The organism is Propioniferax innocua (assembly GCF_006716235.1).
GTDB lineage: Bacteria > Actinomycetota > Actinomycetes > Propionibacteriales > Propionibacteriaceae > Propioniferax > Propioniferax innocua.
Genome location: NZ_VFOR01000001.1, coordinates 1274227 through 1294712 on the forward strand (window position 1 = coordinate 1274227; position 20486 = coordinate 1294712).

At 66.6% G+C, this 20486-nt stretch carries 22 protein-coding genes; 14 read left to right on the forward strand and 8 right to left on the reverse strand.

The features are described from left to right. Positions 1-6: 6 nt before the first annotated feature. Together FB460_RS06000 and FB460_RS06005 are read right to left on the reverse strand one after the other, a co-directional pair. The gene (locus tag FB460_RS06000; protein ID WP_142093125.1) at positions 7-570 is read right to left on the reverse strand and encodes a hypothetical protein; all 564 of its coding nucleotides are present in this window, start codon (positions 568-570) and stop codon (positions 7-9) included. Next, positions 567-1751 carry a type VII secretion protein EccE gene (locus FB460_RS06005; RefSeq protein ID WP_170209966.1) on the reverse strand — a complete coding sequence of 395 codons (1185 nt, stop codon included), beginning with the start codon at positions 1749-1751 and terminating at the stop codon, positions 567-569. The genes FB460_RS06000 and FB460_RS06005 overlap by 4 nt, the downstream gene beginning before the upstream one ends. Positions 1752-1955: 204 nt before the next feature. On the opposite strand from FB460_RS06005, the gene eccB reads away from it, so the two are divergent. Further along, positions 1956-3323: a type VII secretion protein EccB gene (eccB, locus tag FB460_RS06010; protein ID WP_142093127.1), complete on the forward strand. Its 1368-nt coding sequence runs from the start codon at positions 1956-1958 to the stop codon at positions 3321-3323. Positions 3324-3522: 199 nt separating this feature from the next. Here eccB and FB460_RS06015 read toward each other — a convergent pair whose 3' ends face one another. After that, entirely contained in the window at positions 3523-3810 is a 288-nt protein-coding gene (locus tag FB460_RS06015; protein ID WP_142093128.1) for a WXG100 family type VII secretion target, read from the reverse strand. 36 nt (positions 3811-3846) lie between these two features. Then, complete coding sequence (locus FB460_RS06020; protein ID WP_170209967.1) at positions 3847-4164, reverse strand: WXG100 family type VII secretion target; 318 nt, start codon at positions 4162-4164, stop codon at positions 3847-3849. Between the two features lie 249 nt (positions 4165-4413). Here FB460_RS06020 and FB460_RS06025 point away from each other — a divergent pair, with 249 nt between their 5' ends. Both FB460_RS06025 and FB460_RS06030 read left to right on the forward strand, forming a co-directional pair. Beyond that, positions 4414-4818 carry a hypothetical protein gene (locus tag FB460_RS06025; protein ID WP_142093130.1) on the forward strand — a complete coding sequence of 135 codons (405 nt, stop codon included), beginning with the start codon at positions 4414-4416 and terminating at the stop codon, positions 4816-4818. Further along, a complete protein-coding gene (locus FB460_RS06030) occupies positions 4811-6868 on the forward strand; it encodes a hypothetical protein (RefSeq protein WP_142093131.1) in 2058 nt (685 codons plus the stop codon). Before FB460_RS06025 ends, FB460_RS06030 begins: the two co-directional genes overlap by 8 nt. Here the strand turns inward: FB460_RS06030 and aat are convergent. Next, entirely contained in the window at positions 6835-7605 is a 771-nt protein-coding gene (gene aat, locus FB460_RS06035; protein WP_142093132.1) for a leucyl/phenylalanyl-tRNA--protein transferase, read from the reverse strand. The genes FB460_RS06030 and aat overlap by 34 nt on opposite strands. A 5-nt stretch (positions 7606-7610) precedes the next feature. Next, complete coding sequence (locus FB460_RS06040) at positions 7611-8279, reverse strand: EcsC family protein (RefSeq protein ID WP_142093133.1); 669 nt, start codon at positions 8277-8279, stop codon at positions 7611-7613. Between the two features lie 171 nt (positions 8280-8450). Here FB460_RS06040 and FB460_RS06045 point away from each other — a divergent pair, with 171 nt between their 5' ends. The 9 genes from FB460_RS06045 to FB460_RS06085 all read left to right on the forward strand — a co-directional run bounded on the left by FB460_RS06045 (position 8451) and on the right by FB460_RS06085 (position 17396). After that, positions 8451-9485, forward strand: coding sequence for a LacI family DNA-binding transcriptional regulator (locus FB460_RS06045; protein ID WP_142093134.1), 1035 nt, complete (start codon positions 8451-8453; stop codon positions 9483-9485). 52 nt (positions 9486-9537) lie between these two features. After that, a complete protein-coding gene (locus tag FB460_RS06050; RefSeq protein WP_246044254.1) occupies positions 9538-11091 on the forward strand; it encodes a sugar ABC transporter ATP-binding protein in 1554 nt (517 codons plus the stop codon). Continuing rightward, complete coding sequence (locus tag FB460_RS06055) at positions 11088-12098, forward strand: ABC transporter permease (RefSeq protein WP_142093136.1); 1011 nt, start codon at positions 11088-11090, stop codon at positions 12096-12098. Before FB460_RS06050 ends, FB460_RS06055 begins: the two co-directional genes overlap by 4 nt. A 45-nt stretch (positions 12099-12143) precedes the next feature. Continuing rightward, positions 12144-13073, forward strand: coding sequence for a substrate-binding domain-containing protein (locus tag FB460_RS06060; protein WP_211345849.1), 930 nt, complete (start codon positions 12144-12146; stop codon positions 13071-13073). Further along, positions 13073-13990: a ribokinase gene (locus tag FB460_RS06065; RefSeq protein ID WP_142093137.1), complete on the forward strand. Its 918-nt coding sequence runs from the start codon at positions 13073-13075 to the stop codon at positions 13988-13990. The genes FB460_RS06060 and FB460_RS06065 overlap by 1 nt, the downstream gene beginning before the upstream one ends. Then, complete coding sequence (rbsD, locus tag FB460_RS06070; protein ID WP_142093138.1) at positions 13987-14370, forward strand: D-ribose pyranase; 384 nt, start codon at positions 13987-13989, stop codon at positions 14368-14370. Before FB460_RS06065 ends, rbsD begins: the two co-directional genes overlap by 4 nt. A gap of 83 nt (positions 14371-14453) precedes the next feature. Further along, positions 14454-15428, forward strand: a complete 975-nt coding sequence (rarD, locus tag FB460_RS06075) for an EamA family transporter RarD (protein WP_170209968.1) — start codon at positions 14454-14456, stop codon at positions 15426-15428. Between the two features lie 397 nt (positions 15429-15825). Beyond that, positions 15826-16560, forward strand: coding sequence for a DUF6882 domain-containing protein (locus FB460_RS06080; protein WP_142093139.1), 735 nt, complete (start codon positions 15826-15828; stop codon positions 16558-16560). Between the two features lie 5 nt (positions 16561-16565). Then, positions 16566-17396, forward strand: a complete 831-nt coding sequence (locus FB460_RS06085; RefSeq protein ID WP_142093140.1) for an NAD-dependent deacylase — start codon at positions 16566-16568, stop codon at positions 17394-17396. Here FB460_RS06085 and FB460_RS06090 read toward each other — a convergent pair. Together FB460_RS06090 and ppk2 are read right to left on the reverse strand one after the other, a co-directional pair. After that, a complete protein-coding gene (locus FB460_RS06090) occupies positions 17359-17529 on the reverse strand; it encodes a hypothetical protein (RefSeq protein WP_170209969.1) in 171 nt (56 codons plus the stop codon). The two genes, FB460_RS06085 and FB460_RS06090, sit on opposite strands and share 38 nt — an antisense overlap. A 146-nt stretch (positions 17530-17675) precedes the next feature. Beyond that, on the reverse strand, positions 17676-18572 hold the full coding sequence (gene ppk2 / locus FB460_RS06095; RefSeq protein ID WP_142093142.1) for a polyphosphate kinase 2: 897 nt from the start codon (positions 18570-18572) through the stop codon (positions 17676-17678). A 56-nt stretch (positions 18573-18628) separates the two neighbouring features. Between ppk2 and FB460_RS06100 the strand changes: the two genes are divergently transcribed. Beyond that, entirely contained in the window at positions 18629-19480 is an 852-nt protein-coding gene (locus FB460_RS06100; RefSeq protein ID WP_142093143.1) for an inositol monophosphatase family protein, read from the forward strand. Beyond that, entirely contained in the window at positions 19477-20454 is a 978-nt protein-coding gene (locus FB460_RS06105) for an NUDIX hydrolase (protein ID WP_142093144.1), read from the forward strand. Before FB460_RS06100 ends, FB460_RS06105 begins: the two co-directional genes overlap by 4 nt. The last annotated feature ends 32 nt before the right edge of the window (positions 20455-20486 follow it).

Sequence of the window (20486 nt, forward strand, 5' to 3'; positions counted from 1 at the left end):
CCGGCGTCAGCCGAACAGCGCCCGGTACTCCAGCGGTGCGGGGCGCACGGTGGCCCGCACGAGCCGGTGAGCGCTGACAACCGCCACCTGGTTCTCACTGAGGGTCGACGCCGCGCGCGTCTGGCCCCCGGTCAGGAAGAACGCCCGACGCAGGTTCGCAGCGCCCTCCTCGTCGGGGGTGACGAGGGCGAGATCGGCGGCCCGGAACGGGGCCGGTGATTCCTCCGGGGAGGCCACCCCGAGGTGAGCCTGCCATGGCCCCAGCTGTGGTGGCAGATCCCCCAACACCAGCGAAGGCCGGTAAGGAAGGCCCGAATCGGGAATCTGCGGCCCGTGATCGACGCTGACGCCGGTGTGCCGGAGCCGATCCAACAGGGACCGCCACGGCTCGGCGTCACCGGTGACGCTGATGTGCACGCCGAGCGCGGCCGCGCGATACACCACCAACCATGAGACGTATTCGGGTGCCCCCAGGACGATGCGTGTTCCGTGGGGCCGGAACAGCCGGATCGTGACCGGGCCACGTGGGCCCTGGCCAAGTACCAGCCCGGAAGGTCCAAGAACGCTCACACCGACCACCCCCGGCCCAGGGGCACGGTTCCCAGCATGCCGGGAACAGCCATGCCACCGGGGGATTCGAAGGAGACTCCGGCCTCCTCGGCGGAGTCGCACACGGCGTCGAGCACGTCGATGACGCGGTCTGCGTCGGAGTCGACGAGCCGGACCGCCCCGGTGGCGTCCCGCCCGTGGCTGACGGTGTAGGCCACCACTCCCCACAGCGCTGAGGCCTGCATGGACAGGGCCAACAGCGTCGCGTGACCCAGATCGGGGTCATCACCCCAGTCACGAACCGTCATGACCGCATGCTCGAACCCGTCACAGGACCAGATCTCCCAGTCCTCATCCGAGGCCGGCTCCTGTGCCGGACGGATCTCGTCGACCGCGCCGATGCACCGGGCGAGAACATCGGTGATCTCCTCGTCGTCCACAAGTCGCGTGGTGAGGCCGCGAAGTTTCAATTGGGACTGCACCCGGTGCACGCCGAACCGCAGCGCGGCCATCGGCCCCTCCGGGCCCACCTCGTGGTTGGAAGGCCCCCGACGTGTCACGGCCGGCAGGCAGCGTCGTGGGTCCAGTCGCACGGCGATCCATGTCGAACACACCGCAGGAGGTACGGGATTGCCGAGTTCACGGTAGGCCGCCACGACCTGCGCCTGGTCGCCCAAAACCCGTGTCGCCGGCGCTCCGGCGAAATGCGTGATGACCTGGAGCCCGTCGAAGACGATGTCGTCCACCACGGTCAGCTCATCGAGGTCCTGCAGCCGCAGTGTCGCACCGGTGTCGGCGATCAGATCGTCGTCCTCCACGACGGCGAGTGCAGCGACCCATGCGTCACCATCGAAGACCATGCCCAGCGGCTCGCCGCGTCCGGTCTGCGTGGGGGTCACATGGAGGTGCGGCACCCATTCGGCCAATGGCTGCAGCCGACCCGTGGGCGCATCGGCGCGTGGCCGACGCTGGCCGTAGGCCCACCGTCGACGCAGCACATGCACCATGGAGCGTCCCGAGGCGAGTGGCAGTGCGAACAGCAGGGTCACCGCCAGGACCAGGATGCCCAGCCCGAAACCGATCCATGAACGGGCGAAGAAATAGACCGCAGCCATGAGCACGGCGGCTTCCACCACCAGCAGGCCGATCGTGTGTCGGAAGATCCACGGACGCGGCGGCATCAGCTCGGCTGCTTGACTCACGCGTCCTCCTGGAAGACTCCTGTGGCGATCTCGGCTGGCGGACTGGCGCCGTGACGCCATCCATGGTCAACTGCGAGTGGACCGGGCCCAGCCTATCCACACCGATGGACATAATGGGTCCGGACCGTTCCGGGTCTTCGCTCTCCGGCGGCCCCGACGAACGCTGCCCACCCGCCTGTCGACCACACCCCCGAAGGAGCCTGGATGGCCTCGCGCAAGGACCTGTTGAAGGCACACTCCTTCTTCAGCCAACGCATGGTGTCGGCGCTGGTCAACAGGAATCCCGACGATCAACACCCCCCGCTGCGCAGGATCCGTATCGGCACCTTCATCGGCGTGTTGTTGAGCGTGCTGATCCTCGCGGGGTTCGGGGTCGTCGGGCTGATCCGCCCGGGCAACTCCACTGCATGGCAGCAGGACAAGACGATCGTCATCGATTCCGGCTCGGGCCAGGTGATGGTCTACCTGCAGGACAAGCTGTATCCCTCGTACAACATCACCTCGGCCCGATTGGCCGCCGGTGGAGCCGACAAGGTGAAGACGGTGAAGTCCAAGTCCTTGGCCGGTTTCCCGCGCGAGAGCACGATCGGGATCCCCAAGGCTCCCTCGGAGCTTCCGCCGGAGAAGGACATGGGCGCCACTCCCCTGCGGGTCTGTTCGGTTCCCCCGAAGGAAGGGCACGGGTCACGCTTCACGACGCTCGAGCTCGGCCAGGGCGGCGTCCCAGCCGATTCCATCGATTTCGTCGCCCGCGCCGAGGGCAGCAGCCTGAACGAGGAATACCTCGTCAGTGGCGGCGTCGCCTACCCGATGCCCGATCATGCCTTGGCGATCCATCTGGGGTTCGGCGAACAGTCGGTGACGCCGGGCAACGCCTGGCTGCGATCCTTGCCGCAGGGCCCCGAACTCGAGCCGCTGGTGGTGCCCGGTCAGGGTGGGCCGAGCCGCGCGCCGGTGCCCGGCAAGGCAACCACGGTGGGAGATCTGGTGCATGTGGAAGGTGGCCAGACCCCAGTGCACTACATCCTGCGCGAAGGCGGGCTGAGTGAGATCTCGGCTCTGGAGGCCGCTGTTCTCGAGGTGAGCGAGGGTGCTGAATCAGTGGGTGTCACCGCTGCGGAGGCTCGCGCCGCCATCGACCCGGAGCATCCCCGCAGTGGCGCCGATGGCCTGCCTGCCGGGCTCCCCCGGCGTCCGGCGGTGGACGACATGGAGAACGCCTCGATGTGTGCCGTGTGGCCCGACGGCTCGGGTGAGCCGCTCATCGAGGCCAATGGACCGGCACCGACAGCCAGCGAGCAGAACCCGGATCCCAATGTGGCGGATCTGGTGCTCATGCCGAGCCTGCACGGGGCGATCCTGCGCGTGGATTCCTCGGTCGGCACCGCCGACCCCGGCACCCTGGTGACCAACGGCCGTCGCTATGGCATCGCCGACATGGAGGCCCGTGCGGCTCTGGGTTACGGCGAGGTCGAGGCCACAGCGGTTTCCGCACAGGTCCTGCGCCTCATCCCCGAGGGGCTGGAACCGGGTCAGTCTTTGTCGATCGACGCTGCACTGCGCGGAAGCTGAGCGATCCGCTTCAGACAGGCGTCGGCCGTGAAGCGCTCCGTGCGCCGACAAATCCCACGGCACTGGCCTCTCGACAACGGAAGCAACCACTCAGCAAAAGCGCGGACCCCGCAGAAGACAGAAACAGTTGGCACGGAACGACGAAGCGGCGTGACCCCCGGTGGGGTCACGCCGCTTCGGACGCGGTGGCGTCAGTGGTTCACCACTGGCCCTCGATGGAGCGCTCGGTGTGGGTGTAGTTTCCGCCGATGGTGGAAACGGTCGTGCTCAGCGTCTGGATGATGGTCTCCATGTCGTTGATCGACTGGTCCCACTCGGTGAGGACTCCCTGGTAGGCCGTCTTGGCGGGGCCATCCCAGGAGGCGGTGTAGGTCTGGAGGTTCTGCTTCATATCGTCACGCAGGCCAACCATCTTCTCCTTGGCCATGCGGAGGTCATTCGCAGCTTCGTTGAGGTAGCTGCTTCCAACGACAACCTGATCGCTCATGCTCAGTCTCTTTCTCTAGAAGTCGTGTCTTGGAGGTCACTTCGCGGAGTTGATGATCGCGGCCACGGCGTTGGCGGCCTCGACCTGCTCAGCCTCATTGCGGTCGTACTGGATGTTGGTGTCGACGAGCTTGCCGTGGAACTCGTCCAACTTGACGAGCACCTGAGCGAACTCTTCGTCAAACTTCTTGTAGGACTGCAGGTAAGCGCGAGCGGCGTCGCCCTTCCATCCGGTCATGAGGGTCTGAACCTCACTGGTGAGCTGCGTACGAACGGCAGTGATGTCGCGGCAGGTCTGCTCGACGACTTCTCCCGACTTCTTGAGGTCGGATGAGGAGTGAGCCTGGTTGGTCATGATTTCCTCCTGTGTTGAGCGGGCCCCTGGCGGGCTCGGGGCCCCACGGGGTGATCTGGCAGGGACATTACGGAGATTTCGCGCCGAAGCCACCCCACGGGCAGCGGACATTTCCGGATCGGGCAGTGGAATCTTCCGCGACCTGCGATGTGCCATGGGCCACGGCTCCATTGCTTGAATGAGGCACAGGCAAATCGCCCGCACACGTGCGCCACCAGGCGTTCGATGCAAGCGGATCCAGGAGGCACGGTGGTCCACGCGACGCAGATGCAGATGGCCGACGGAGGAGGCTCCTCATCGCAGCCGTCGGTGCAGAGCTCCATCACAGTCGACCCAGGTCAGATCAAGCAGTTCGCGACATTCCTCGCGGAGATGAAGTCCGAGATCCAGTCACTCCATGACCGCATGGAGACGTTGGGGATCAAGCCGGAGGATTTCGGCATCCATGGATCGTCCAAGACCGCAGGCGATGCTCACGCCACAGCACTCACTGCGGCCATCGGCAACCTCGACCGGCTGCGCAACCGCGCCGACGAATTGGTGGACGGCACCAACGAACTCTCCCGGCTCTACGCAGACACCGAGGAACTCAACCGCGCCAATGCCGAGAAGGTGGCCGGTGCCCTGAACGGAGAGGACGCCGCCGATGCCTGAGTCGACGACCACCGCACCCATGTCGATGGTGTGCACACCCGAGGGCAACCTCGACACCTCCTACACCCAGCGTCAGGGTCTGGCTCGGATCGGTTCGGTTGCGCGCACCTCGCTGAGCGACAGCGAGACCGCGTGGCGTGAAACCGCGTCAGCGGCCCAGGACGTGGCACGGCTCATCCGGGAACGACTCGACTCCCTGCTCGGCACCGAGGGATGGAGCGGCCGTGGCGCCGACGCCTTCCGCTCGATGCTGGACGACGACCTGCTGGCCCATCTCGATGCCTACGCCGAGAGTGCCGAGGCGATGGCCGAGAACCTCAAACCCATCACCAGTTCAGCCGATTCGGCGGCCGAGACCGCGTCGAGCAATGACGTGCCGTGGGACGTGGACGTGGCATGGTCGGTTGAGCGTGTCGACCCCGAGCGGTCCCTCTGGGGGCATCTCGATGAGTTCTTCACCGGTGACGACGACGCCTACGAGGAAGCCAAGGAGAACGCTCCCTACAACGTTCTGAACGGCGGACGCTCGGTGGTCAGGGAGGTCGAGAAGAACACCTGGGAGCAGATCCGCGCCCAGAGCCAGGCCGCTGCGATGCCTGCGGAGTACGCCGCCACCGGCACCCCGGTGAGTTCCGAGGTCAACCAGTTCGATCACGCGATGGAGAGCTTGGGACTCAACAGCGCCCAGCGATCCGCCGTCCAGGCCGCTGCGAGTGACACCGATGCGCAACTTGCCGCGTTCAAGCCCGCCGAGATCAAGGAGTTCTCCTTCCGCGGCGGCCGTTACGCCGCAGAGACCCCCACCGGGGTTGCCCCCGACGTGGCCCCGAGCAGCGTCGCCCCCTCGGCCTCCGGCGGAAGCCCAACCGGAACATCCCCCATCCCCGCTTCGGCAGGCAACGGATTTGGTGACGGGCCCGGTGCGGCCCTGCCTGGTGCCGGCGGCCCCAACACCGACCTTCCCGGCACCAACGGCCCCGGTCTGAATGGCCCTGGCCTGAATGGCCCTGGCCTGAATGACCCCGGTCTGAATGACCCTGGCCTGAATGACCCCGGTCTGAATGACACGGGACCACAGGTGAGCGGCCCCGAGATGGACGTCCCCGGCGCCTTCGGCCCGGACGCCACCGTTCCGGGAGGCATGCCCCCCGGGGTGAGCAACCCCGACCCGTCGATCAGCCCCGGCACTTCGATCAGCCCCGACACTTCAATCAGCCCCCACAATGACACGCTGCCGGGAGTCGATCTCGATCACGACGGCCCCCGGGATCCACAGAAGATCGGGGTGCCGCCCACCACGGTGGAGGCCGGCGCGCCGACTGCCCCCACCGGCCCCATGCCGGGAACGATCTCGCCCAACGGACCGCTCGTGGGCACCCCGCATCCGATCACCGGCCCCGGCGCCGGAGCACCCACGCTCACTCCGGGCGTCCCGGGACTCACTCCCCTGTCCTCCGGAGGTGCCATGTCACACGGAGGAACGGGGACGACCCCGCAGCCCCATGCCATGGGCGGGCACCCGGCGTCAGTCCGAGGCGCACAGGGATCCTCGTTCGGCGGATCGGGAGCCGGCACTCGAGTCGGCGGTTTCGGATTCGGCAACACCGCTCACGGCAACTCCGGCCCCGGATCCGGCCCAGGAAATGCTGCGGGCAGGGGACACCTCCCCGGCGGTTCCGGAAGCAGCACCGGACCGGGAACCGCCGCCATCAAGGGCCCCTTGGCCGGCGGATCGGGAACCGGCTTCGGCGGTTCTGGAGCGGGCGCTTCCCCGGTGGTCGGTCGCGGCACCTCGTTCACCACCGGCCCATTGGGTCGCGGCATCGTGAACCCCGGCATGGTCGGCCCGATGGCCGGCCCCGGCGGCGCTCCCGGCGCCGGTGGCGTCGGTGGCGCCGGTGGCATCGGTGGCGCCGGGGGCGCCGGGGCACCCATGGCACCCATGGGCGCACGCGGCGGTGGCCGCAACACCGAAGAGAAGTCGCAGACGCGCGTCAACAACTGGCTCGAAGAGGATCAGGAGACCTGGGAGGCCGCAGCCCGAGACTGATCTCCGCTCGATGGGGGCACCCACGGCTCCCTCCAGACCGAACCGTCCAGCTCACCACGCACGAAACGCGGCGTGGTGAGCTGGACCGCGTCGGAGAGAAGATCGACATAATCCTCACGGGGAAGATCCACCGCCCCCATCGACGCCAGGTGATCGGTCATCCACTGCACGTCCAACACCCGGCCCGACCCTGGCTCCAACAGCGACACCAGGGCCATCAAGGCCACCTTCGAGGCATCACGCCCATAACGGGGGTCGTGGAACATCGATTCCCCGGCGAACAGGCCACCGACGCTGACACCGAACAGGCCCCCCACCAGTCGATCTGCGGCGTCCCATACCTCCACCGAATGTGCTGCTCCGGACTCGTGCAGTTCCTGGTAACAGGCGACGAAATCGGCGTCGATCCAGCCGCCTTCCCGCCGTTCGTCAGCACACCTCGAGACGACGGCGTCGAAATGCATATCGACGCTGACGCGATAGCGTTTCGCCGACTTCCGTAAAGATCGGCGCACCCGCAACCCGTCCAACGGAAGGGTCGCTCGTGGCGTCGGCGAGAACCAACCGATCACATCGGCCACGCTCCCATCGGCGAACCGCACTCCATCCAGCGGCATGGCGAACAGCCCACGTCGATAGCAGTGCAGCATGGCCGCACTGCTGAGCGCATGGCTGACCAGGAGGAGTTCCTCTCCGCATGGCCAGGTTCCCGGGTCGTCTATGTCGATGTCGAACATGTGGCTCACCCTCGACGGCGGGTCACCAACTCCTCACGGGCGAAGCGCCCGATGGTCCAGGTGTCCCACCCGTCGAAGGCCGCACCCACGCCACCGCCCACCACCGGGACCCGCTTGGCGAGGAAGACCAGAGCCAGTTTCTTGCCGGTGAGCCGCGTCAGCAGTTCACTCCCGATGCGATCGGAGATCTGGGCACCCAGATCGGGGTCGATGACCGGGGCGGTGGCCACCACCATCGGCGAATGGGGCAGATCACGACGGGCCAGGGTCTGCTCCAGACCGTCAGCCACCAAGCACATGGCGATGGCGGTGCGAACGCGCTCATCATCCACGTCATAGCCCCTCAGATGGGCGATGGCAGCCACCATGCGCGCCTGCACCACGGCAAGACCAGCAAGGTTCGCCGGTGCGGTCACGGCCATGGTGACGAATCCCCCGATGTTGGTCAGCAGACCCTGCGCGCTGCCCATACCGACATGCTGGTTCACCAGCTGGTCGATCGCCCCCTCGACGTCACCGGTTCGCTCAAGAGCGGCTGCCGCTGCCGATTTGGCTCCAGCCATGCCGTTGACGCCATCGATGGCCAGCGTGACGACGCGCCGGAGAACGCCCCCGAGCATCCGCGGCCCCGATGTCCTCACCACGGAGAACCCGGCCTGCCCTTCGTCAGCCATGAAACCTCCCACGCCCTGAGTCTCTCCTCTGAACTGGTCACCACCAGAGTACGCCGCCGCTCATTGACAGTGCAGAATCGACGACCTACCCTTGTGGGAACGTTTCCATGGAAACGTTCCCACGCATGCTGGGGCAAACACCGGAAGTCGGAATCAGGTCAAGGAGGACCGATGGGGGTCCAACGCGTGACGATCAAGGACGTCGCCCACGAAGCCGGCGTCTCGGTCAGCACGGCCTCCCGCGTCCTCTCCCGGGCAGGCTCCACCTCACCGACGGCTGAGGAGAACGTCCGTGAGGCGGCGACGCGTCTGGGATACCGCATCAACCTGCATGCGCGGTCACTGCGCTCCCTCCACACCCAGACGGTCGGGCTGCTGATCCCCGATGTCCGCAACCCGTTCTTCGCCGAACTCGCCCACACCATCGAACAACGCGCTCTGGCCAGCGGCTACTCGACCCTCCTCGGCAATGCCAACGAGCAGCTCGACCAGCAGGAGCGGTACATCCAGAACACTCGCTCGCTACGCGTCGACGGAATGATCATCGCCCCACAGGGCCAGGGCCAGGGCGGACTCAACGATCTGGTGGCCGACGGCACACCGATGGTCTTCGTCGACCGTGTGGCACCGGGAATCAAACTTCCCTCAGTCACCTCCGACCCCAGCAACGGCATCGCCGAGGCGCTCCGGCATCTGCACGAATGCGGGCACCGACGCATCGGCTGCATCGCCGGCCCCCAGCACACCTCGACCGGCCGGGAACGCCTGCAGCAGGTGCGTGACGCCGCCGAATCGCTCGGCCTGGAACTCCCCGACAGCACCATCCATATCGGCGATTTCCAGGAAAGATCGGGCGCCGAAGGGGCAGCAAAACTCGTGGACGCCGGCGTCGACGCCATCTTCGCCGCAGACAGCCCCATGACGCTCGGCGCATTGCGCGCTCTGCAAGCGCGTGGCGTGCGGGTCGGTCAGGACGTCTCCCTCGTCGGATTCGACGATCTTCCACTGTTCTCACTCACCGATCCGCCCCTGAGCGTCGTGGCCCAGGACGTGCAGAAACTCGGCGAGCACGCGTTCGACCTTCTCCTCGAGGTGATCAACGGAAGAAACCCCACCTCGGTTCGTCTCCCCACGCGTCTGGTGACGCGAGCCTCCACCAGAACCCCACATCAAGCCGACAACCGGAAGTTGGTCAACCATGAGTGACGCGCCCGACCGGGCCCCCACCCCGAAGGAACATGCAGCCCAAGGAGGCAGCGTGCAGACCGGGGCAGCACAGCCTGTCCTGACCCTCGACGGCGTCACCAAGCGCTTCGGCCCGATCACCGTCGTCGACGATGTGACCGTTCATCTCCATCCCGGGCAGGTCACCGCCCTGCTCGGCGAGAACGGAGCCGGCAAATCGACGCTCATCAAGATGATGTGTGGCGTCTACCAGCCCGACGGTGGCCGCATCCTCATCGACGGCGTAGAGACTCAGCTCCCGAACACACGCGTGGCGGCGGCCCATGGGATCGCGACGATCCACCAGGAACTGAATCTGACGCCGAACATGAGCGTCGCCGAGAACATCGTCCTGGGAAACACCCCGAGCCGCTTCGGCCTCGTCAACCGCCGCGAGATGCGTCGCCGAGCCCGCGCGGCCCTCGACCGCATCGGTCTGGACGTCAACCTCGACCGTCCGGTCGGGACCTTGGGCGTGGCGCGCCAGCAGCTCGTGGAGATCGCCAAGGCCCTGGCCACCGACGCACGGATCCTGATCCTCGATGAACCCACCGCCGCGCTGACCGGCAAGGAGATCTCCGCCCTGTTCGACGTGGTCGAGGAGCTACGGGCCAAGGGCGTCGCCATGGCCTTCATCTCGCACCATCTCGATGAGATCGCGACGATCGGCAACACCGTCACCGTCATCCGCGATGGCCAGTACATCGACACCGTCTCCGCACAGACCCCCGAACCGGAACTGATCCGCATGATGGTGGGCCGCGACATCGCCGAGCAGTTCCCCCGCCGGTCCGCCGACCCGGGGGATGTGGTCCTCGACGTTCAGGGGCTCACCTCCCAGGGCGCCTTCGCCGACATCGACCTGCAGGTCCACGCCGGTGAGGTCCTGGGCATCGCAGGTCTCGTCGGGGCCGGACGCACCGAGGTGCTGCGCGCTATCGCCGGCGTCGACGCCTACGACGCCGGATCTGTCGCCGTGGGCGGGCGTCGGGTGCCCGGCAACAGCGTCACCTCCGCCATCGCCAACGGCATCGGACTGGTGCCCGAGGACCGCAAGGCCGAAGGCCTCGTGCTGGGCGCCTCGGTGCAGGAGAACATCGGCTATGCGACGCTGCGGTCCACAAGTCACCTGGGCCTGGCGGACCTGGGCGGGCAGCGACGCAGGGCCCAGGGGGTGGTCGATCGACTCCGCATCCGGCTCGCCAGCCTCGATCAGGAGGTCAAGAACCTCTCGGGCGGCAACCAGCAGAAGGTCGTCTTCGGCCGTTGGGTGGAGGCCGAGTCCCACGTCCTCCTGCTCGATGAACCGACCCGCGGCGTCGACGTGGGCGCCAAGGTCGAGATCTACGAACTCATCAACGCCATCACCGAAGCAGGTCACGCCGTGGTGATGGTCTCCAGCGAGCTGCCCGAGGTCATGGGCATGAGCGACCGCATCGTCGTCATGAGCCGTGGACGCATCGCCGGCGAGGTGGATCCTGCCACGGCGACGCAGGACTCCATCATGGCGCTCGCCGTCAGCAACACCCCATCGGCCACCGATGACATCGCCACATCGGACCCCACTTCCGAGGAGAAGGCATCATGAGCACCTCAACCGCACAACCCACGACGTCCGGCTCCCAGAAGGACGCCCAGTCGTCACGCAAGCAGGATTCCTTCGCCCAGCGTCTCGGACGTTTCGCGTTGGACAACGGTGCGCTCGTCGGCCTGATCGTGCTGTGCATCGGCCTTTTCATCGCCACACCGGACTTCCTCACCATCCCCAACTTCATCAACATCGGCATCCAGGCCGCAGTGGTCGCGATCCTGGCGTTCGGCATGACCTTCGTGATCGTCACCGCCGGCATCGACCTGTCAGTGGGCTCGGTAGCAGCCCTTGGCGCAATGGCATCGGCGTTCATGTTCAGCAACGCCGGGCTCCCGGGGTGGCTGACGCTGATCATCGGCCTGCTCGTCGGCCTGTTGGCGGGATCCATCTCGGGTCTTGCGACCGCCTACGGCAAGCTCCCGGCGTTCATCTCCACCTTGGCCATGATGTCGGTGGCCCGCGGTCTGACCCTGGTGATCTCCGACGGCACCCCGATCAAAACCTCGGACGCGGTCAACACCATGGGCGGCAACATCGGCATGTTGCCGGTCCCCATCATCATGATGGTCCTCGCCGGCCTGGTGTGCTGGTTCATCCTCACCCGCACCGTGCTGGGAAGGTCCATGTACGCCATCGGCGGCAATGCCGAGGCGGCACGCCTCTCGGGCCTCCCGGTACGTCGCATCCTGGTCACCGTGTACGCCCTCTCGGGGTTGTTCGCCGGACTGGCCGGCATGGTGCTGGCCGGACGCCTGTCCTCTGCCCAGCCGCAGGCCGGCGTCGCCTATGAGATGGATGCGATCGCCGCCTGCGTCATCGGCGGAGCCTCGCTCGCCGGTGGCAGCGGCAAGGCGTCGGGCACTCTCATCGGCGCGGTGCTGCTCGCAGTGATCCGCAACGGCCTGAACATCCTGAACGTCTCGTCGTTCTGGCAGCAGGTGGTCATCGGCATCGTGATCGCCGTCGCCGTGGGCTTCGACGTCTTCCGCTCCAAGAAATCCTGACGCTTCACACCTCCCCGACCCAACACATCCATGAAGGGAAAGATCATGATGGGAACATTCAAGAAGGCAACGGCCCTGTTCGCGGCATTGACGCTGAGCGTGGGGTTGTCGGCCTGCAATCGCGGCGGCGAAGAAGCCGGCGACGGCAAGGTCCTGCTGGCTCTGTCCACGCAGACGAACCCGTTCTTCGTCCAGTTGCGTGACGGCGCGCAGGCGAAGGCCGACGAGCTCGGCATCGAACTGGAGATCCAGGACGCCTCCGACGATGCGGCCACCCAGGTGAACCAACTCAACAACGCCGCCACCACCGGCGCCGATGTGGTGATCGTCAACCCTACCGACTCCGACGCGGTGAGCCCCGCGGTCAAGCAGCTCAATGACGCCCAGATCCCCGTGGTCGCGGTGGACCGTGGCGTCAACGACGCCGAGGTGGCCTCATTCGTCTCCTCCGACAACGTGGCCGGCGGCAAGCAGGCCGCCGACGAGGTGGCCAGCGCCATCGACGAGAAGGGCAGCGTCCTGGTGTTGCAGGGCATCCCGGGTTCCTCCGCTTCGCGTGACCGGGGCACGGGCTTCGACGAAGGGCTCGGTTCCTACCCCGACATCAAGGTGGCTGCCAAGCAGACCGCCGGATTCGACCGGGCCAAGGCCCTCGACGTGACCACCAATCTGCTGCAGGCAAACCCCGATGTGAAGGCGATCTTCGCCGAGAACGATGAGATGGCACTGGGAGCGATCGAGGCGCTGGGTGACCGCACCGATGAGATCGCCGTGGTCGGTTTCGACGGCACCGAGGACGGCATCGCAGCGATCGAGGACGGCTCCATGACCGCCACCATCGCTCAGCAGCCCGCCGAGCTCGGCGCACTGGCCGTGGAGCAGGCCAAGGCAATCCTGGACGGCGAGGAGCCCGAGTCCGAGGTTCCCGTCGAGGTTGTGAATGTCACCAAGGAGAACGTGGGTGATTTCCAGTGATGCACCCCGGCATCACCGTGGTGGGATCGGTGAACGCCGACCTCACCATGACCGTGGAGCGTCACCCCCTGCCCGGTGAGACCCTCGCCGGGCAGGGGGGCCTGGTCAAGCCCGGCGGCAAGGGCGCGAATCAGGCCGTGGCCGCCGCGCTGCTCGGCGCTCGCGTCCGCATGGTCGGCGCGGTCGGCGATGACGCCAACGCCGCGCCGGCACTCGTCGGGCTAAAGGAGTCGGGGGTCGATCTGCTGGGCGTCGCCACGGTGCCGGGACCCACGGGCCTGGCGGTGATCGTGGTGGATGCCCGAGGAGAGAACACCATCGTCATCAACGCCGGCGCCAATGCGCACGTCGATGCCCGAACGGTGAAGGCACACGAGGAACTGATCGGTGGCTCGGAGATCGTCCTGCTTCAGGGCGAGATCCCTCGTTCCGGATTCGAGGCCGCTGTTCATGCCTGCCAAGGACGTCTTGTCGTGAATCTCGCCCCGGTGATCGAGGTGGACCCCGACTGTCTCCGGCGAGCAGACCCCCTGATCGTCAACGAACACGAGGGGGCGCTCGCCTTGGCTCTGCTCACCGGCAAGGAGCCTCCTGTGGGCATCTCATGGCAGGACCTCACCCTGGCTCTGCGAGAGCAGGGGGTTCCTTCGGTGGTGATGACCGTCGGGCCCGAAGGCGCGATCATCGCCGACGATTCCGGCCTGCACGAGGTACCGAGTCCCCAGGTGGTGGCGGTGGACACCACCGGCGCCGGGGACGCCTTCGTGGGGGCCCTGTGCTGGCGTCTCACCGAAGGTGATTCGCTCGTGGACGCGGCACGCGTCGCCACTCGCGTCGGGGCCCACGCCTGTCTCGGGCCCGGAGCACAGCCCTCGTACCCGCGTCAGGGTGATGAACTGCCCGAGGTGACGCCATGAAGAAGAGCGGCATCCTGAACGCCCGACTGAGTGGGGCCCTGGCCCGTCTCGGACACACCGACACCGTGGTGATCGCCGACTGTGGACTGCCCATTCCCCACGATGTCGAGGTCATCGACCTCGCACTCGTGTTCGGGGTGCCCCGCTTCATCGAGGTTCTCGATGCGGTGCGTGACGAGATCGTGGTCGAATCCGTCGTGGCGGCTCACGAAGCCGTCTCCACCCCTGCCGGGGACTGGCTCGATCAACGTTTCGACGACGTGGAGCACATCTCCCACGCCGAGCTCAAGGAACGGGTACGTGACGCCTCGGTGGTCGTGCGCTCCGGCGAGACGACCAGCTACGCGAACGTGATCCTGCAATGCGGCGTGCCGTTCTGACCGGCGCGCACCTCTGAACGACGCGCGGCGTCCACGATCCACCGCCGCAGCCTTTCCTCCCTCCCCCCGGTTAGGCTGCGGCGGTGACCACCCCCGACTCCCCCGGTACGCACGACGCGACCGAGCTCCGCAGTGGAGCGTTGTACGCCATCGGCGCCTACGGCCTGTGGGCTCTGTTGCCCCTGCTGTTCGTCTTCATCGAGGCCGGCCCCATCGAGATCCTGGCGATCCGGGTCGTGTTCTCGGTCTTCTTCTGTCTGCTGCTGATGCAGCTCGTCGGCCGTTGGAGCCATCTGCGCGAGGCCGTCGCATCACGGGAGACGGTCGGTTGGCTGTCACTCGCCTCTCTACTGATGGGCACCAATTGGTTGTGCTTCATCTTCGCCACCACCACCGGTCGTGTGCTCGAGGCCTCCTTGGCGTACTTCATCAACCCGTTGATGACCGTGCTGTTGAGCGTTCTGGTTCTCCGGGAACGGCTTCGCATCCTGCAGTGGGTGGCCATTGGGATCGGCGTGGCCGCCGTGGTCGTCATGACCGTCGCCTACGGCACGCTGCCCCTTCTCTCCCTGCTCATGGCCACGTCATTCGCCATCTATGGCCTGGTGAAACGGCGCCTGGGACGTTCGACGGCCCGCCCTTTGGGCGCCATTCCGGGGCTGACACTGGAGACTCTGTTCCTGTTGGCACCCGCGCTGATCGCGGTGGTCCTGCTCTGGGCCCGCGGCGATCTGGTGACCGGATCCACCGGGTGGTTGTTGCCGACGCTGCTGGCCGGGACCGGCGTCCTGACCGCGGTTCCCCTGATCTTCTTCGCCGCTGCTGCTTCACGCATCCCGCTCTCGTGGGTCGGGATGTTCCAGTACATCGCTCCGATCGGGCAGTTCATCATCGGCTGGGGCGTCCTCGGCGAGCCCATGCCGGCGTCCCGGTGGCTGGGTTTCGCGATCGTCTGGGTCGCGGTGCTGGTTTTCATCGGCGACGTGGCTCTGCGACGCCGCGAGCGTCAGCGCCAGCTTGACGTTGAGCCGCGTCTGCCCGGCACAACGCAGAACTGAACTGCTGTCAGCGCCACCCAAACCAGCCACCCCACCCCACCTCTACGTAAAGCCGCGTCTGCCCGGCACAACGCAGAGGCAGACGGGTGACAGCAGCCACCCAAACCAGCCACCACACCCCACCTCTACGTAAAGCCGCATCTACCCGGCACAACGCAGAGGCAGACGGGTGACAGCAGCCACCCAAACCAGCCACCACACCCCACCTCTACGTAAAGCCGCATCTACCCGGCACAACGCAGAGGCAGACGGGTGACAGCAGCCACCCAAACCAGCCACCACACCCCACCTCTACGTAAAGCCGCGTCTGCCCGGCACAACGCAGAGGTAGGCGGATGGCAAGAGCGAGCAGTGGCCGACCGAATGGCAGGGGTGGAAGAACCCCTAAGGTGGCGGTATGGCTCTGACATACGAGAACGTGGTCGATGACTCGATCCTGCTGCACTTCGAGGCACAGAACGCCTTCGCCGACTTCGTCACCGAGCAGACCGGTGGTGGCTCCGAGGAGGTCAAGGTGGATCTGGAGAAGCAGCAGATCACCTTCATCCCCAAGCTGCACAAGCGTGACGAACTCGTCTGTCGAGCCCACCTGATCGGGTCGGTCGCCGCCGATCCGCATTCGGCCATGTGGGGGTGGAACAACCCCCAGTTCGTGGGCCAGCCCATCGTGAAGCTCTCCGAGCGCATCCGCGGCTTCGGGGAGTCCAACGGGATCGCCGAACTGAGCAACGGCGAGATCCCCCTTCCCGACGAGACCGACACCCATCATGCGGCCAATCGCATGGCAGCGGTGGGCTGTCGGATCACCGGGATGCCGGTGGCCCACATCGTGGGGGCCGGGTCCACCGCGGTGGTGTTCGCCCTCGACCCGGTGGGCTTCACCCTCGGCCAGCCCGACGGCGTCTCGTTCCCCCGTGTGGTCATCGGCCCCATCCAGGAGGGCGGCTGGGTCAACGACCACCGCCGCGCCGTCCAGGGTTATGCCCAGGCACGCAACATCCCCCACGGGTGGGCGCCCGGCTTCACCGGAATCCAGCTCCGGTTCCCACAGGGGCCGGTGACGGTCGACTTCGACGAGCAGGGTCGCATCAGCACCGTGAACGCCCAACTGAGCGCCCCCGAGGAACGCTGATCCCGATGACGCAGTTCGACACGGGCACATTCGACCCCGATCTGTTGGACGCCGTCGCGTCGGCGCAACACGTGGTGGCGCTCACCGGAGCGGGCATGAGCGCCGAATCCGGTGTCCCGACCTTCCGTGACGCCCAGACCGGCCTGTGGGAGCAGTACTCGGCAGAAGACCTGGCCACTGAGGATGCTTGGCTCGCCGACCGGAACCTCGTGTGGTCCTGGTACCAGTGGCGCGCACGGTTGGTGCGTGCGTGCGAGCCGAACGCCGGCCACCGCGCACTCGGCGAATGGCAGACACGGCTGCGCGATTCCGGTGGTCGGCTCGAGGTGGTGACGCAGAACGTCGATGACCTCCACGAGCGTGGTGGGGCCGAGGTGCTCTCCCATCTGCATGGTTCGCTCTTCGAATTCCGCTGTGACGAATGCTCCGAGCCAGCCGAGCATGATCCCGGCGTCGCCGCCGATGGTCGGGCAGGGTCGGACGAGGACCTCACCGAAACGCTCGCCTCACCACCACCGGCCTGTGCGTCCTGCCGGATCGGCCGGCTGCGTCCGGGCATCGTGTGGTTCGGCGAGATGCTCCCGGTCGACGCCTTCGACCGGGCACAGGACGCCTTGGCGGAATGTGATCTGGCCGTGGTGATCGGAACCTCGGGCATCGTCCAACCGGCCGCCGCCCTGCCCTATGTGGCGCTGGGGAACGGCGCACCGGTGATCGAGATCAATCCGGCCGAGACACCGTTCACCGATCACGCCACATGGCACCTCGACGGCACCGCCGCCACGACGTTGCCGCAGCTCATCTCCACCGACGGGGCGGCGCCACATAGGCGATGACGCCACCAACGAACGCCGCCGACACGACCCCCATCAACCACAGGGGCCACGATGTCTGCGCGTCCATGAGGAAGTTCAGCAGCCAGAACAACACCACCGACAGCGCGGCGAAGCCCACGGCGCCTCCGATCACTTCTACAGGTCCACCCCGAGACGCTCGGTCATTCATCCGGCGCACCACGCAATGTCATTTGCACGCGTTGTCAAAGTTCGGCAGCTTCTCGATCGCCCAAAAAACGCCTCCGCGTACAACGCCTGACACCGCACCGGCGTCGAAGCTCAGTCGTCCACGGCGTCGCGGCCGCGTCGCACGATGAGCGGGTCGGGGTCGAAGACCACCGAGTTGTCGCGTCCCTCGTAGTCGAACTGGTTGAGGAAGTGCCGGATCGCGTTGATACGTGCCCGCTTCTTGTCGTTCGACTTGATGGTGATCCAGGGCGCGTAGTCGGTGTCGGTGCGCAGGAACATCTGCTCCTTGGCCTCGGTGTACGCCTCCCACTTGTCGAGCGACTCGAGGTCCATGGGAGAGAGCTTCCAGCGTCGCACCGGGTCGATCTGGCGGATCGCGAACCGCGTCCGCTGCTCACGCTGGGTCACCGAGAACCAGAACTTGGTGAGGTGAATACCCGAATCGATGATCATCTTCTCGAACTGCGGTGCCTGCCCCATGAAGATCTCGTACTCCTCGTCGGAGCAGAAACCCATGACGCGCTCGACGCCGGCCCGGTTGTACCAGGAACGGTCGAACAGCACGATCTCCCCGAACGTCGGGAAGTGCTGCACGTAGCGCTGGAAGTACCACTGACCACGCTCGCGGTCATTGGGCTTGGTGAGCGCCACGACACGGGCATAGCGGGGATTGAGGTGTTCGGTGAAGCGCTTGATCGTGCCGCCCTTGCCCGCAGCGTCGCGGCCCTCGAACACGATGATGTGGCGCAGGTCGTAGTCCTGACCCCAGTACTGGAGCTTCAGCAACTCGATCTGGAGCTTGTACTTCTCTTCCTCGTACTCCTGCTGGGACATCCGCTCTTTGTACGGGTAGTCCTGCTCCCAGGTGTTGACCGCTCGCCCCATGGGGTCGACGAGGTCGGGATCCTCCTGCTTGCCGTCGCTGATGCCGTAACCCTCGGCACGCAACCGGTCGATGTATTCGCGCAGGCTCTGGTTGTGAAGCATGAGCTATAGAATAGGCGCGCCACATGAACAGGTGGTGACACACTACCGTGGGCTCCGTGAACGAACCCGCTGATCGCACCCCTGCAACAGACACCGAGGACGGACCCCGGATCAAGGAGCTTCGCGAGCTCGCCATCCACATCGCCACCGGGGCCGCCGAGATGGCCGCTCGAATGCGCCACGAAGGTGTTGCGGTGGCCGCCACCAAATCGAGCAGTACCGACGTGGTGACCGAGGCCGACCGCGCCACCGAACAGCACATCCGCGAACTCATCTCCCGGGCCCGCCCCGACGACGCCATCCTCGGCGAGGAAGGCGACTCAGTCTCGGGCACCACCGGCCTCACATGGGTGGTGGACCCCATCGACGGAACGGTCAACTATCTGTACGGGATCGGCTCCTGGGCAGTCTCGGTAGCCGTGGTGGAAGGTGAGCCCGAACCCACGTCGTGGCGAACCCTCGCCGGTTCGGTGGTCGCTCCCAGACTCTCCGAGGTCTACAGCGCGGGGGCTGGCGAAGGCGCAACGCTCAACGGTCGCCCGCTGCGGCTCGAACCCCACAGCGGACTCTCCGACTCCCTGGTGGCAACCGGCTTCGGCTACGAGTCCGCACGGCGCACGGCACAGGGACGCGTCGTGGCGCAGCTCCTGGGTTCGGTCCGCGATATCCGACGCATGGGCTCGGCCGCGCTGGACCTGTGTGCGGTGGCCGCGGGCCGCGTCGACGCGTACTACGAACTCGGCACCAAGCCATGGGACCACGCCGCAGGCGCTCTGGTGGCGCGCGAGGCAGGCGCATGGGTCGGCGGCCTCAAGGACGACGAACGCGAGAGCGAACGCATGCTCGTGGCCGCGAATCCGGGAATCTCCAAGCAACTCCGCGCGGCCCTGCGGGACGCAGGAGCATGACCGACGCCAGCCCCACCGCATCTGGCGCATCGGCCGCCGAACTCCATGCCGAACTGGTCGCGGTGGTGCTGCGAGCCGATCGGACCGGCGTGCAGGTCCTGGCCCCCGGCTCCCCGGCACGGCTGCCCTCCGGCCCTCTGCGCGACGACCACGAGTCCCTGCAGGAGGGAGTCCGCGACTTCGCCGTCGAACAGACCGGCCATCGGCTGGGCTTTGTGGAGCAGCTCTACACCTTCGCCGACCTCGGCCGCGTCGGCCGCGACGACCACGACGACCACGACGACCGCGACGATCGACTCATCTCCATCAGCTACCTGGGCCTGACCCGCCACGTCGGCAAAGCCGACAACTGGCGTGCGGTGTACGACCTGCTGCCATGGGAGGACCGGCGGCGAAGCGATTCGCGCACGACCGTCGACGCTTTGGTGGACGCTCTACGCCCATGGGAGGCAGCCGGCACCGACGACGCCGATGAGCGTCGAACGCGCATGGCGCACCTGTTCGGCGTCGGCTCTGCGACATGGCGCCCGGAGTTGGCTCTGCAACGGTACGAACTGCTGTGGGAGGCCGGTCTCGTGGGCGAGGCGCGTCGGGGACGCTCTGACGAGCATGCGCCACACACTGGCACCTCTGTGCCCACCGGCGAAGCCATGACGTGGGATCACCGCCGCATCCTCGCCACCGCGCTGTCCCGTCTGCGCGCCAAGCTGCAGTATTCCCCCGTCGTCGCGGAGTTGATGCCAAGGGAGTTCACGCTCGGGCAGTTGCAGGAGGTCGTCGAGTCGATCGTCGGCCAGTCGGTGCACAAGCAGAACTTCCGGCGCGCGGTCCAAAAGGACGAGCTCGTCGAACCGCTCGATCGGATGTCCCACGGAACGGGCGGGCGTCCCGCCCAACTCCACCGCTTCCGTGACGAGGCCCTGGACGAGCGTCAGCAGGTCGGCACCAAGGTGCCGATCCACCGCTCGCGCTGACCGTTCATCGCCTCGCCTGTACACCGGAGACC

Coding starts and splice junctions, on each gene's coding strand:
- FB460_RS06080 (WP_142093139.1), top strand. CDS start 15,826: ATGGCTCTGACATACGAGAACGTGGTCGATGACTCGATCCTGCTGCAC.
- FB460_RS06040 (WP_142093133.1), bottom strand. CDS start 8,279: ATGGCTGACGAAGGGCAGGCCGGGTTCTCCGTGGTGAGGACATCGGGG.
- rbsD (WP_142093138.1), top strand. CDS start 13,987: ATGAAGAAGAGCGGCATCCTGAACGCCCGACTGAGTGGGGCCCTGGCC.
- FB460_RS06055 (WP_142093136.1), top strand. CDS start 11,088: ATGAGCACCTCAACCGCACAACCCACGACGTCCGGCTCCCAGAAGGAC.
- FB460_RS06045 (WP_142093134.1), top strand. CDS start 8,451: ATGGGGGTCCAACGCGTGACGATCAAGGACGTCGCCCACGAAGCCGGC.
- FB460_RS06085 (WP_142093140.1), top strand. CDS start 16,566: ATGACGCAGTTCGACACGGGCACATTCGACCCCGATCTGTTGGACGCC.
- ppk2 (WP_142093142.1), bottom strand. CDS start 18,572: ATGCTTCACAACCAGAGCCTGCGCGAATACATCGACCGGTTGCGTGCC.
- FB460_RS06020 (WP_170209967.1), bottom strand. CDS start 4,164: ATGACCAACCAGGCTCACTCCTCATCCGACCTCAAGAAGTCGGGAGAA.
- FB460_RS06060 (WP_211345849.1), top strand. CDS start 12,144: ATGATGGGAACATTCAAGAAGGCAACGGCCCTGTTCGCGGCATTGACG.
- FB460_RS06030 (WP_142093131.1), top strand. CDS start 4,811: ATGCCTGAGTCGACGACCACCGCACCCATGTCGATGGTGTGCACACCC.
- eccB (WP_142093127.1), top strand. CDS start 1,956: ATGGCCTCGCGCAAGGACCTGTTGAAGGCACACTCCTTCTTCAGCCAA.
- aat (WP_142093132.1), bottom strand. CDS start 7,605: ATGTTCGACATCGACATAGACGACCCGGGAACCTGGCCATGCGGAGAG.
- FB460_RS06015 (WP_142093128.1), bottom strand. CDS start 3,810: ATGAGCGATCAGGTTGTCGTTGGAAGCAGCTACCTCAACGAAGCTGCG.
- FB460_RS06065 (WP_142093137.1), top strand. CDS start 13,073: ATGCACCCCGGCATCACCGTGGTGGGATCGGTGAACGCCGACCTCACC.
- FB460_RS06105 (WP_142093144.1), top strand. CDS start 19,477: ATGACCGACGCCAGCCCCACCGCATCTGGCGCATCGGCCGCCGAACTC.